The following is a 12,343-nucleotide window of genomic DNA, read 5'->3' on the forward strand; positions in this document are numbered from 1 at the left end:
GGTCAGGCCGCCGCGCGCAGCGATTCGACGTAGTCGTGCGCGGGACCGGCCAGCCTGCGCCGCAGCTCGAAGAAGGTGTCCGCCGCCCGGATGCCGATCCAGTCCGGCGGCAGCACGTCGAGCGGCAGCCCGGGTTCCAGGTAGGGCAGGCGGCGCCAGTCGGTGAGCGCGCTGACGTAGTCGGCGAACGCGCGGGCGCCGTCGATGCGGCGGCGCCGCCGGTAACCGGCCAGGACCGGCCCGTGCTGGGTCAGGAACGCGTCGTAGAGCTCGTGCAGGCGGTCCAGGTCCCACCAGTCGCGCACGCGGTCCGCGGTCGCGGCGAAGCCCGCGTGATCGGCCCGGAACAGCTCGACGTAGCCCTGCAGCCCTTGCCGGGCCAGGGTTTCGCGGGTCTCGTCGAGCAGGTGCGCCGGGGCGATCCACACCCCGGCCGACACGGTCCCGAACCCGAGCCAGGACAGCCGGGAGCGCAGCTGGTGGCGTTTGTCGCGTTCGGACTCCGGCACGCTGAACACCACCATCAGCCAGCCTTCGTCGGCGCTGGCGCGGCGGCGTTCGAAGATGCGGCGGTCGCCTTCGTCGAGGATTTCCCGTGCGGTGTCGGACAGTTCGTATCCGGCGACCCCGCCGACCTTCGCCGCGGTCAGCAGTCCCCGGCGCTTGAGGCGGAAGATCGACGAGCGCACCGAGGGCTCGTCCACCCCGCACTGCGCCAGCAACTGGATGAGCGAGGCGACGCTCATCCAGCCGCCCGCCTCCCGGGCGTAGAGGCCGTAGACGGTGACGATCAGCGCGCGTGGTTTCGGCGCGCGGTCCTCGGGATCGGTGGGCACGCGGCGCAGCTTATCGGGTGCCCCGCTTTCTGACGATTGCTTGACTGTCGTCACGAAGAGAGAATACTTGGCGTATGACCACCGTGGGTCCGGGGCTCAGCCCCTCCGCTCATGTCGACACCTTCTGCCGGGACCACCTCCCGCCGGCGCGGTTGTGGCCCGAACTCCTCCTCGACCTGCCCTACCCGCAACGGCTGAACTGCGGGGCCGAACTGCTCGACGCGGTGATCGCCGAGCACGGGCCGGACCGCAGGTGCCTGCTCACCACGGACGGCCGGGCCTGGACCTACGGCGAGCTGCGGCACCAGGTGAACCGCACCGCGTGGGTGCTCACCGAGCAACTTGGCGTCGTGCCCGGACAGCGCGTGCTGCTGCGCGGCCCGAACACCCCCGCGCTGGCCGCGTGCTGGCTCGCCGTGATGAAGGCCGGCGCGGTGGCCGTGCCCACCATGCCCCTGCTCCGCTCGGCCGAGCTCACCACCATCGCCGAGATCAGCCAGGTCGGCCTCGCCCTGTGCGACGCGCGCTTCACCGGCGAACTGCTCGCGGCGGACCTGGGCGGCGCGCCCGTGGTCACCTACGGTTCGGCGGCCCCGGACGATCTGGACGCGCGCACCCGGGGCGCGCCGGCCGAGTTCACCGCCGTCGACACCGCGGCCGACGACGTCGCCCTGCTGGCCTTCACCTCGGGCACCACCGGACGGCCGAAGGCCACCATGCACTTCCACCGCGACATCCTCGCGATCGCCGACACGTTCTCCCGGCACGTCCTCAAGCCGCGCCCGGACGACCTGTTCACCGGGACGCCACCGCTGGCCTTCACCTTCGGCCTCGGCGGGCTGCTCGTCTTCCCGCTGCGCGCCGGCGCGGCCACACTCCTGATCGAAAAGGCGACACCGGACCAGCTCGCGGACGCGATCGAGGCCCACGAGGTCACCGTCTGCTTCACCGCCCCGACGGCCTACCGCTCCATGCTGCGCTCCGGCCGGGTCCAGGCGCTGGGCCGGTTGCGCCGCGCGGTGTCGGCGGGGGAGCACCTGCCGGAGTCGACCTGGCGGGCCGTGCACGAGGCGACCGGACTGGCGCTCATCGACGGCATCGGCTCCACCGAAATGCTGCACATCTTCGTCTCCGCCGCCGACGACGACATCCGGCCGGGCGCCACCGGCCGCGCCGTCCCCGGCTACCGGGCCGCCATCCTCGACGACCACGGCGAGCCGCTGCCACCCGGCACACCCGGCCGTCTCGCCGTGAAGGGCCCTACCGGCTGCCGCTACCTCGCCGACGACCGGCAGGCCGCCTACGTGCAGAACGGCTGGAACATCACCGGCGACACGTTCGTCGCCGATTCCGAGGGCTATTTCCACTACCTGGCGCGCAACGACGACATGATCGTCTCCGCCGGCTACAACATCGCCGGCCCGGAGGTCGAGGAAGCGCTGCTCGCGCACGACGCCGTGCAGGAATGCGGGGTGGTCGGCGCGCCGGACGAGGAACGCGGGCAGATCGTCAAGGCGTTCGTGGTCCTGCAACCGGGCGTCGCGGGCGACGCGGATCTGGTGGGCGAGCTCCAGGCGTTCGTCAAGCAGCGCATCGCCCCGTTCAAGTACCCGCGGGCCGTGGAGTTCGTGGACAGCCTGCCGCGCAGCGCGACCGGGAAGCTCCAGCGGTTCAAGCTGCGGCAGCGCGCAGCGCAGGCCCGGTGAGGAGACGAGGATGCGGATCGCGGTCGTCGGCGGTGGCCCGGGCGGGCTGTACTTCGCCGCGCTCGCCCAGCAGCTGAGCCCCGGCGACGAGATCGACGTCTGGGAACGCAACGCCGCCGACGACACGTTCGGCTTCGGTGTGGTGTTCTCCGACGAGACGCTCGGCGGCATCGAGCACGCCGACGAGTCGATCTACCGGCAGATGGAGCGCGAGTTCGCCCGCTGGGACGACATCGACGTCCACTACCGCGGCGAGGTGCTCACCAGCGGCGGGCACGGGTTCGCCGCGATGAGCCGGAAACGGCTGCTGCAGATCCTCCAGCACCGGTGCGCCGACCTCGGTGTGCGGCTGCACTTCCGCACGCTCGCCCCGGACGTCGACCGGCTCGCCGCGGACTACGACCTCGTGGTCGCCGCCGACGGGGTGAATTCCGCGGTGCGTGCCCGTCACGCCGCGGTGTTCGGCCCGTCGCTGGAGTCCCGCCGCTGCGCCTACATGTGGCTCGGCACGGACAAGGTGTTCGACGCGTTCAAGTTCTACATCGTCGACACCCCGTACGGGGTCATGCAGATCCACGGCTACCCGTTCGACGCCACCGGCAGCACGTTCATCGTGGAGATGGCGGACGAGGTGTGGCAGCGCGCCGGGTTCAGGGCCTTCGCCGACCGCGAGTTCGCGCCCGGCGATTCCGACGAGAAGTCGATCGCGCTGGTGCGGGAACTGTTCGCCGACGTGCTCGGCGACGCCCAGCTGCTGGCGAACAACTCCCGCTGGATCAACTTCACCACCGTGCGCAACCAGCGGTGGCGCCACGGCAACATCATCCTGCTCGGCGACGCCGCGCACACCGCGCACTTCTCGATCGGCTCCGGCACCAAGCTCGCCATGGAGGACGCCCTCGCGCTCGCCGCGGCGCTGCACGAACAACCGGACGTCGAGCGGGCGCTGGCCGCCTACGAAGCCGAACGGCGGCCGGTGGTCGAGTCGACCCAGCGCGCCGCGCAGGCCAGCCTGGAGTGGTTCGAGAACCTGGGGCAGTACGTGCACCAGGAGCCGGTGCAGTTCGCCTTCAACATCATGACCCGCAGCCGCCGGGTCACCTACGACAACCTGCGCGTGCGCGACCCGGAGTTCGTCGAGCGGGTCGACGAGTGGTTCGCCCGGCACGAGCAGCGGCGCGGCAACGGTGACGGCGACGTGCGGCCGCCGATGTTCCAGCCGCTGCGGGTGCGCGGGCTGGAGCTGAAGAACCGGGTCGTGGTGTCCCCGATGGACATGTACCGGGCGACCGACGGCCTGCCCGGGGATTTCCACCTCGTCCACCTCGGCGGCAAGGCGCTCGGCGGCGCGGGCCTGGTGATGACGGAGATGGTGTGCGTGTCCGCCACCGGCCGCATCACCCCCGGCTGCACCGGGATCTACACCGCCGAGCAGACCCGGGCGTGGCGGCGGATCACCGATTTCGTGCACACCGAGACCACGGCGAAGATCGGCATCCAGATCGGGCACTCCGGCCGCAAGGGCTCCACGCGGCTGATGTGGGAGGGGATCGACCAGCCGCTGCCGGAGGGCAACTGGCCGGTCGTCGCGCCTTCGCCGCTGCCGTACCGGCCCGGGGTGAACCAGGTGCCGCGGGAACTGACCGTGCGGGACCTGGGGGAGATCCGGCAGCAGTTCACCGACGCGGCCGCGCGCGCCGTCGAAGCCGGGTTCGACCTGCTGGAACTGCACTGCGCGCACGGGTATCTGCTGTCGTCGTTCATCTCGCCGCTGACCAACCGGCGCACGGATCGCTATGGCGGTTCCCTGCGGGCGCGGTTGCGGTTCCCGCTGGAGGTGTTCGCGTCGATGCGGGAGGTGTGGCCGTCCGACCGCCCGATGAGCGTGCGGATTTCGGCCACGGACTGGTGCGACGACGGGATCACGGCCGACGACGCGGTGGAGATCGCGGCCGCCTTCGCCGAGGCCGGTGTGGATCTCGTGGACGTCTCCACCGGCCAGGTCCACCCCGACGAGAAACCCGCGTTCGGCCGGTCCTACCAGACCCCGTTCGCCGACCGGATCCGCAACCGCACCGGCGTCGCCACGATGGCCGTGGGCGCGATCTCCTCGCACGACGACGTGAACTCGATCCTGCTCGCCGGCCGCGCGGACCTGTGCCTGCTCGGCCGCGCCCACCTCTACGACCCGAACTGGACCCTGCACGCGGCCGCGGAACAGGAGTTCACCGGCCCGGGCGCGGATTGGCCGCTCCCGTGGCGGGCCGGCTCCCGCCGCCCGCGAACCGGCCGCACGGAAGGCCCGAAGCCACGACTGGAACTCATCCGCCACGGCGAACCGGGCACGGCGCACCGCAGGTGGCGGCCTGGACGGGGGTGAGGCGCCGGAGGTCAGCCGCCGCTGTCGCGTAGTCGCCGGGCGCGCGATTTCCATTCGTGCCGCCGGAGCGCCCACCACACCTCGCTGATGTCCTGGGCCGATTCCAGCTTCCGGCCGGACAGGTGTTTCGCCTGGTTGATCCGGTACCGCACCGTGTTCGGGTGGATCACCAGCGCCTTGGCCGCCGCCGCGGTGTTCATGCCGGCGGCGAGGAACGCGTCGAGGGAGGACACGAGTTCCTGCCCGAACTCGCCCTGTGCGAGCAGGGGTCCGAGGATCCGGTCGACCAGGTGGTCGCCGACCCCGTGCTCGGACGCGACCGCCACCCGCAGCGAGAGGTTCTCCAGCGTTTGCGGTCCGGTGCGGCCGAACTCGAGACCGACCTCGATCATCTGGCCCGCGACCCGATGGGATTCGGGGATCTGGGTCAGTTCGACGGCAGGCCCGACGCCGACCGTCGGGCCCTCCCCGGGCAGGCCTTCCCCGGTGAGAATGCCGACCGCCTCGCCCTCCACGACCGCGCCGAACGGCGCCAGCCGGTGCGTGGTGCCCCAGCGCAGGATCGCCTGCAGCAGCTGCGCGGCCGATTCCCCGGTGCCGGGCCGGGCCCGGAACGCGCGGTAGCGGGCGGTGGCGACGAGTCCGAACGAAGCCGCGTGGAGTCCCATGTCGGGCGTGGCGAGTCCATCCCGGAGCAGACGGCGCACGAACTCGACGCGACGGGTCTCCGCGGTGCGCGCCATGTCGAGGTCCTCGTCGCGGTGCGCCACCGCGTACTCGCGGCTGACGAGGTCGTTCACCTCCCACAGGATGCGGACGCCCTCCAGCTGTATCGCGGGTTCGACGCCCAGGCCGGTCGCCGCGCGGATCACGAACTCCCGCAGCGCCTGGAAGGACAGCCGGATGGCGAGCAGGACGTGTTCGATCGGGATTCCGGCGCGGGCCCGTTCCGCGGCCACCGAGACGTCCTGAACCTGCTCGGGGACCTGCCCGTCGGTCAACGAGCGGGACGCGGTCTCGATGTGCTGCCGCAACGACCGGTGCAGCGACGCGCGGGGGACGGCCGCATAGGTCGGCACCTTCTCGACGATTTCGGTGATGATCTCCCCGGCCAGCCGGTCGGCGTTGTCGCGCAGCAGCCGCGCGAGATCGTCGAAGGTGCCGGCTATGCCCGCGGACTCCCTCATCGGACCTTCCTTCCCGAGCAGCCTGTTGTGCGACGGCACAATCAACGGGCTCGTGCGTCAGTGGGTCAGACATGGTTCGTGCCCGAGTGTCGCACCTAAAGTAGCAGCCAGGCCGCATGTGCGGCGGTTTTCGAGGCGACCGGGACGCCATTGCTGATCCCGCTTCGGCAACACCCATTGTCGTGGTGCACAACCACGACCTCATCAAAGGAGATGAGCGCCGTGAGCGACCAACCGACGCAGGTGCCGAGCACGACGCTGGTCCGTGTGGCCATGGCGAGCTGTGCCGGCACGACCATCGAGTTCTACGACTTCTTCATCTACGGGACCGCGGCGGCGCTGGTCTTCCCGACGGTGTTCTTCCCCGCGCTCGGTTCGGCGGCCGGGACCGTCGCGTCACTGGCGACCCTCGGCGTCGCTTTCGTCGCGCGGCCGCTCGGCGCGGTGGTGTGCGGGCACTTCGGGGACCGGCTCGGGCGCAAGAACACCCTCGTCGCCACGCTGCTGCTGATGGGCGTGGCGACCATGGTCATCGGGCTGCTGCCGCCGGCCGGGGTCATCGGCGCCGCCGGGCCGATCCTGTTGACGGTGCTGCGTTTCCTGCAGGGTTTCGCCGTCGGCGGCGAGTGGGCCGGCGCCACGTTGCTCGCCGCGGAGAACGCCCCACCTGGGAAACGCGGGCTGTACGCGGTCTTTCCACAGCTCGGCCCGGCGTTCGGCTTCGCGCTGGCCAGCGCTACGTTCCTGGTCGTCGATCTGGCCGTCGGCTCGGGCAGCCCCGCGTTCCTCTCCTACGGCTGGCGGATCCCGTTCCTGGCCAGCGCCGTGCTCGTCCTCATCGGACTGTACGTCCGGCTGGCGGTCACCGAAACCCCGGCGTTCCGCGAACACCTGGCGGAACTCGAAGCCTCGGGGACGCCGGAAGTGCTGCCGCTGCGGGCGGTGTTCCGGGCGCAGTGGCGGGAAGTGCTGCTCGGCGGCGGTGTGCTGACGATCCTGTTCGCGTTGTTCTACGTGGCCACCGCCTACCTCACCTCGTTCGGCACCTCGCGGTCGGGGGCTGGCCTTACCCGGGCCACCGTGCTGGGGCTGGGCATCGTGGCGAGCATCGCGCTGGCGATCACGACCGTGGCGGCCGGCGTGCTGTCCGATCGGTTCGGCCGCAGGCGCACGATCATCGTCGGCTACGCGTTGACGATCCCGGCCGTCGTCGTGTTGTTCGCCTGGCTGACCGGCGGCTCCGGCGTCGCCTTCGCGGTGACCCTCGCGGCGATGATGGGGCTCTACGGCATCGCCTACGGCCCGGTGGGCGCCTACCTGCCCGAGCTGTTCCAGACGGCCTACCGCTACACCGGCGCCGGGATCGCCTACAACCTCGGCGGAATCCTCGGCGGTGCCATCGCGCCACTGGTCGCGGCCGCGCTGGCCGCCGCGCACGGCGTACTCGCCGTCGGCGTCCTGCTCGGCGTGCTGGGCGTGCTGAGCCTGCTCAGCACCGTCGCGCTCCGCGCATCCGGAGCCCGCGATCGCCGTCTCGCCGCCTCGCCGAAGCTGGAGCGAACCCTATGACCAGCTCCCAGGCCCTGGCGGGCATCCGCGTCCTCGACCTGAGCCGTCTCGCCCCGGGGCCCTACTGCAGCATGCTGCTCGCCGACCTCGGCGCGGACGTGGTGATGGTCGGCGGCGGCCGGACCGGTGCCCCCATTCCGGTGCTGCGTCGCGGCAAGCACGCGATCGAGCTGGACCTGAAGACCCCGCAGGGGCGCTCGCTGCTGGACCGCATGGTCGAACACGCCGACGTTCTCCTCGAGAGTTTCCGCCCGGGCGTCGCCGCCCGGCTCGGGGCCGACCACGAGCGGCTGAGCCGGATCAACCCGCGACTGGTCTCGTGCAGCCTGACCGGCTACGGCCAGGACGGCCCGCTCGCGCAGCGGGCCGGGCACGACATCAACTACCTCGCCATCGCCGGTGCCCTGGGCACGTTCGGTGCCACGGGCGCCCCGCCCACCCCGCCGCTGAACCTCCTGGCCGACTTCGGCGGGGGAGGCCTGCTGGCCGCGTTCGGCATCCTCGCCGCGCTGCACGAGCGGGAACGCTCCGGCGTCGGCCAGCACGTCGACGCCGCCATGGTCGACGGCGTGCTGTCGATGATGGCCATGCCGTTCGCCGACTGGGGCACACCGACCCTGCCCCGGCGCGGGGCCGGTGCGCTCACCGGCACCATGCCCGCCTACCGCACCTACGAATGCGCCGACGGGCGCTACGTCGCGGTGGGCGCGCTCGAACCGCGGTTCTTCGCGGCACTGTGGAGCGAACTCGGCCTCGGCGACGACGTGCCGGACCACCTCGACCCCGCCCGGTTCCCCGAGCTCACCCGCACGCTGGAGGCGGTCTTCCGCGGCAAGGACCGCGACACCTGGGCCGCGCACTTCGCCGGCAGCGACGCGTGCGTCACTCCCGTGCTCGAGCCGGGGGAACTGGCGACGCACCCGCACCTGACCGCCCGTCACCCGGACTTCGCGCTGGACCGGGTGCCCGCCGTACCACGGTTTTCCCGCACTCCCGCCGCACCCGGCGGCGCGCCGGCCCCCGGGGAGACCGCCGCGGTGCTCGCGTCGTTCGGGCTCACCCCGGACGACGCCGCACGGGTCGTGGCCCCGCACGACGCCGCGGCCGGGGACCTGAGCTGGCCCCCGATCACCCGGCCCCACCCGCACACGGAGAGGAATTCCTGAGACATGAGCACCATCGAGACCGATGTCCACGCCGATTTCCGGGCGATCGTGCGCAAGCTCGCCACGGAGCGGATCGCGCCCCACGCCGCGGACGTCGACGAGAAGGAGCGGTTCCCGGAGGAGGCGTGGCAGGCGATCGTCGAGGCCGACCTGGCCGGTCTCGCGCACCCCGAGCACCTCGGCGGCTCCGGAGCCGATCTGCTGTCGCAGGTCATCGCGATCGAGGAGATCGCCGCGGCCTGCATGACCACCTCGCACGTGCTCCTGGTGAACTGGGCGGGCACCTGCACGATCCTGTCCCACGGCTCGGAGGAACTGCAGAAGCTCGTCGTGCCGCAGGTGGCGAGCGGGCAGGCCGGCGCGGGCTGGTGCCTCACCGAACCGACCGCGGGATCCGATGTCGCCGGCCTCACCACCACCGCCACCAAGGTCGACGGGGGCTGGCGCCTCACCGGTCTCAAGCGCTTCATCAGCAACGCGCCCTGGGGCACCTGGTTCGCGGTGCTGGCCCGCACCGGCGAGAGCAGCCACGGTGTGTTCATCGTGCACCGCGACGACCCGGGCCTGTCCTTCGGGCCGCACGAACGCAAGATGGGCCTGCGCGGCAGCCCGACCGCCGACCTCGTGCTCGACGACTGCGTCGTCCCCGACGTCCGGGTCGTCGGCGACCCCACCCAGGGATACCGCTACATCATGGCGGAACTCAACGGCAGCCGGGCGCTGATCGCGGCGCAGGCGCTGGGCGTCGCGCAGGGGGCGTTCGACGCCGCCCTCGCCTACACCTCGGAACGGTCGCAGTTCGGCCAATCCGTGTCGCGGTTCCAGATGGTCCGCGGCATGGTCGCCGACATGGCCGTGCGGCTCGCCTCCGCCCGTGCCCTGCTCTACGAGGCCGTGGCGCTGATCGAGGCCGGTCACCCGGACGCGCGCGCCCGTGCGGCCATGGCGAAGCTGCTGTGCAGCGACAACGCCATGTCCGTCACCACCGACGCCGTCCAGCTCTTCGGCGGCTACGGCTACATCCGCGACTACCCCGTCGAACGGATGATGCGGGACGCGAAGATCACGCAGATCTACGAGGGCACCAACCAGATCCAGCGAACGCTCATCGCCAAGGCCGCCTACGCCGGGGTGGGCGCCGCATGAGCCGCGCACTCGAGGGCGTCCGCGTCGTGGAGCTCTGCGAGATCATGCAGGGACCGCTCGCCGGCCAGACCCTCGGCGACCTCGGTGCCGACGTCGTGAAGATCGAACGGGGCGAACGCGGGGACGCGATGCGCACGCTCGACCGGGAGGCCGTGGCGCACGGCCGGGTGTCGTCGTACTTCGTGGCGCTCAACCGCAACAAGCGCAGCATCGCCCTCGACCTGAAGACGCCCGGCGGGATGGACGTCCTGCACCGGCTCCTCGCCGAGGCGGACGTGCTGGTGCACAACTACCGGCCGCACGCGATCCGCCGGCTCGGACTGTCCTATGCGGACCTGGCGCCGCGGTACCCGCGGCTGGTCTACGGCAGCGCATCCGGGTTCGGCGCCACCGGGCCCCTGGCGCACAAACCGGGGCAGGACATGCTGGCCCAGACCGTGAGCGGCCTCGCCAGGGCGGTGGGGAACCGGGAACTGGCGTCCTACCTCAACCCCACCGCCCAGGTGGACTACGCCTCGGGCATGGGGCTGGTGCAGGGCATCCTCGCCGCTCTGCTGGAGCGGGAGCGCAGCGGGCTCGGGCAGGAGGTGAGCGTGAACCTGCTCGACACGGCCGTGGCGATGCAGATGCTCGAAGCGGCGGCGCACACGATGTACGCGCACACGCTGAACTGGGTCACCCAGTGGTACGGCGGCACCTTCCCCACGACTGACGGCGTGGTCACCGTCCTCGGCCTGTTCCGGGACAACGCGGTCCGGCTGATCTGCGATGCCCTGGACATCCCGGACCTCAGCCTGCGTGCCGACCTCGCCACGACCGAGCTGCAGGCGAGGAACAAGGACATCGCCAATCAGATCATCGCCCCGGTCGTCGCCCGGCTCAGCACGGCGGAGGCACTGGAGCGCTTCGAGGCGGCCGACCTGCTGTGCGCCCCGCAGCTCACGCTCGCCGAGGCGCTGCGGCACCCGCAGCTCGCCGTCAACGAGCTCCTGGTCGACGTCGAGGTCCCGGGCCAGGACCGGGCTCGCGTCGTGGGCTTCCCGGTGCGCCTGTCCCGGAGCCGCGCGGACGTGCGCCGGGCGGTCCCGCGGCTGGGGGAGCACACCGCGGAAGTCCTGGGCGAACTCGGATACCGGCCGGACCGGATCGCGGAACTCGCGAGCCAGGGCGCCGTCCGCCCCGGCCACGTCGAGCACGAGGAGGTTCACCGATGACCGCCGGATCGCACACCGAGGCCGCAACGTTCGCGGCCGCCCGCGCCCGCATGCAGGCACGGGTGGACCAGACGGTCGACGCCGGCCTGCCCGGGTTGCCGCACCACGCCGACGTCCGCACGGGGGAGTGGACGACCACCCCGGACGGGGACTGGACCGGCGGGCACTTCGTCGGCCAGCTCTGGCTGGCCGCCCGCCGGGGCGGCCGCCACCGGGAAGCCGCCCGCGCGTACTCGGCCCGTCTCGACGGGCGGGAGCACTCGCCGACCATCTTCCGCGGCTTCCTGTTCCACTACGGTGCCGCGCTCGGCGGTCACCTGCTCGGCGACGGGGCCGCGTGGGAACGCGCCGAGCGGGGAGCGCGGGGGCTGGCCGGCTCGTTCAATCCCGCCGCGGGAATCATGCCCCTGGGCACGGCAGCCGAGGAGGCGCACAGCGTCGGGGACGCCGAGACCAGCATCGACGCGGTCGGTGCCGTGTCGGCGTTGCTCTCCGCGGTCGCCGACCGCACCGGTGACCACCGGATGCGCGACGCTGCGGTCGCGCACGCCCGACGGCACATCGAGATCTGCGTGCGCGACGACGGTTCGGTGTGCCAGTCCGGCACGGTCGATCCGGTGACCGGGCAGCTCGTGCGGCGGTACAGCCACAAGGGCCACTCGCCGTCGAGCACCTGGGCGCGCGCCCAGGCGTGGGCCATGCTCGCGTTCACGATGTCGGCGCACTGGTTGCCGGGGCACCCGGAATTCCTCGACACCGCGGTGACCGTCGCCGACTGGTGGGCGGCGCATGTGCCGGAGGACCTGGTCACCTTCTGGGACTTCGACGACCCGGCCGTCCCGCACACCTTCAAGGACACCTCGGCGACCGCCATCGCGGCGGCCGCGCTGCTCAAGCTCGCCGCGCTGCTGAGGGGCGGCCGGAAGTACCGGGACCTGGCGCGTCGCACGGTCGACGCGCTGGTCACCGGGTACCTGCGTCCGGTACCCGGCCTGCCCGGGGAGATCGCCGTGCTGACCACCGGCTGTTACAACAAGCTCCTGGGACTGGCCACGGCGGACGAGCTGGTCTGGGGCGACTACTACTTCACCGAAGCCCTCGCCGTGCTCGACGGGGACCTCGACCCCCTGGCGGTCTGA

9 protein-coding genes are annotated in these 12,343 nt (G+C 72.0%); 7 read left to right on the forward strand and 2 right to left on the reverse strand.

Features of this window, described 5'->3' with window-relative positions:
* Window positions 1-2: 2 nt before the first annotated feature.
* Window positions 3-836: a PaaX family transcriptional regulator gene (locus tag AMYTH_RS0105600; protein WP_027929461.1), complete on the reverse strand. Its 834-nt coding sequence runs from the start codon at window positions 834-836 to the stop codon at window positions 3-5.
* A gap of 74 nt (window positions 837-910) precedes the next feature.
* Between AMYTH_RS0105600 and AMYTH_RS0105605 the strand changes: the two genes are divergently transcribed.
* Together AMYTH_RS0105605 and AMYTH_RS0105610 are read left to right on the forward strand one after the other, a co-directional pair.
* Window positions 911-2,542: an AMP-binding protein gene (locus AMYTH_RS0105605; protein WP_027929462.1), complete on the forward strand. Its 1,632-nt coding sequence runs from the start codon at window positions 911-913 to the stop codon at window positions 2,540-2,542.
* Window positions 2,543-2,552: 10 nt separating this feature from the next.
* Window positions 2,553-4,922 (forward strand): bifunctional salicylyl-CoA 5-hydroxylase/oxidoreductase, encoded by a 2,370-nt coding sequence (locus tag AMYTH_RS0105610; RefSeq protein ID WP_027929463.1) that lies wholly within the window; start codon window positions 2,553-2,555, stop codon window positions 4,920-4,922.
* A gap of 11 nt (window positions 4,923-4,933) precedes the next feature.
* On the opposite strand, the gene AMYTH_RS0105615 is transcribed toward AMYTH_RS0105610, so the two are convergent.
* The gene (locus AMYTH_RS0105615; protein ID WP_027929464.1) at window positions 4,934-6,109 is read right to left on the reverse strand and encodes a PucR family transcriptional regulator; all 1,176 of its coding nucleotides are present in this window, start codon (window positions 6,107-6,109) and stop codon (window positions 4,934-4,936) included.
* A 222-nt stretch (window positions 6,110-6,331) separates the two neighbouring features.
* Between AMYTH_RS0105615 and AMYTH_RS0105620 the strand changes: the two genes are divergently transcribed.
* The 5 genes from AMYTH_RS0105620 to AMYTH_RS44095 are packed head-to-tail and all read left to right on the forward strand — an operon-like array spanning window position 6,332 to window position 12,343.
* Window positions 6,332-7,678, forward strand: a complete 1,347-nt coding sequence (locus AMYTH_RS0105620) for an MFS transporter (protein ID WP_228684586.1) — start codon at window positions 6,332-6,334, stop codon at window positions 7,676-7,678.
* Entirely contained in the window at window positions 7,675-8,844 is a 1,170-nt protein-coding gene (locus AMYTH_RS44085; RefSeq protein ID WP_084022526.1) for a CaiB/BaiF CoA transferase family protein, read from the forward strand. Before AMYTH_RS0105620 ends, AMYTH_RS44085 begins: the two co-directional genes overlap by 4 nt.
* Before the next feature lie 3 nt (window positions 8,845-8,847).
* On the forward strand, window positions 8,848-9,990 hold the full coding sequence (locus AMYTH_RS0105630; RefSeq protein ID WP_037322312.1) for an acyl-CoA dehydrogenase family protein: 1,143 nt from the start codon (window positions 8,848-8,850) through the stop codon (window positions 9,988-9,990).
* Window positions 9,987-11,204: a CaiB/BaiF CoA transferase family protein gene (locus AMYTH_RS44090; protein WP_051362562.1), complete on the forward strand. Its 1,218-nt coding sequence runs from the start codon at window positions 9,987-9,989 to the stop codon at window positions 11,202-11,204. Before AMYTH_RS0105630 ends, AMYTH_RS44090 begins: the two co-directional genes overlap by 4 nt.
* A complete protein-coding gene (locus AMYTH_RS44095; protein WP_051362563.1) occupies window positions 11,201-12,343 on the forward strand; it encodes a glycoside hydrolase family 88 protein in 1,143 nt (380 codons plus the stop codon). Before AMYTH_RS44090 ends, AMYTH_RS44095 begins: the two co-directional genes overlap by 4 nt.

It is taken from the genome of Amycolatopsis thermoflava N1165 (assembly GCF_000473265.1).
GTDB classification, from domain to species: domain Bacteria; phylum Actinomycetota; class Actinomycetes; order Mycobacteriales; family Pseudonocardiaceae; genus Amycolatopsis_E; species Amycolatopsis_E thermoflava.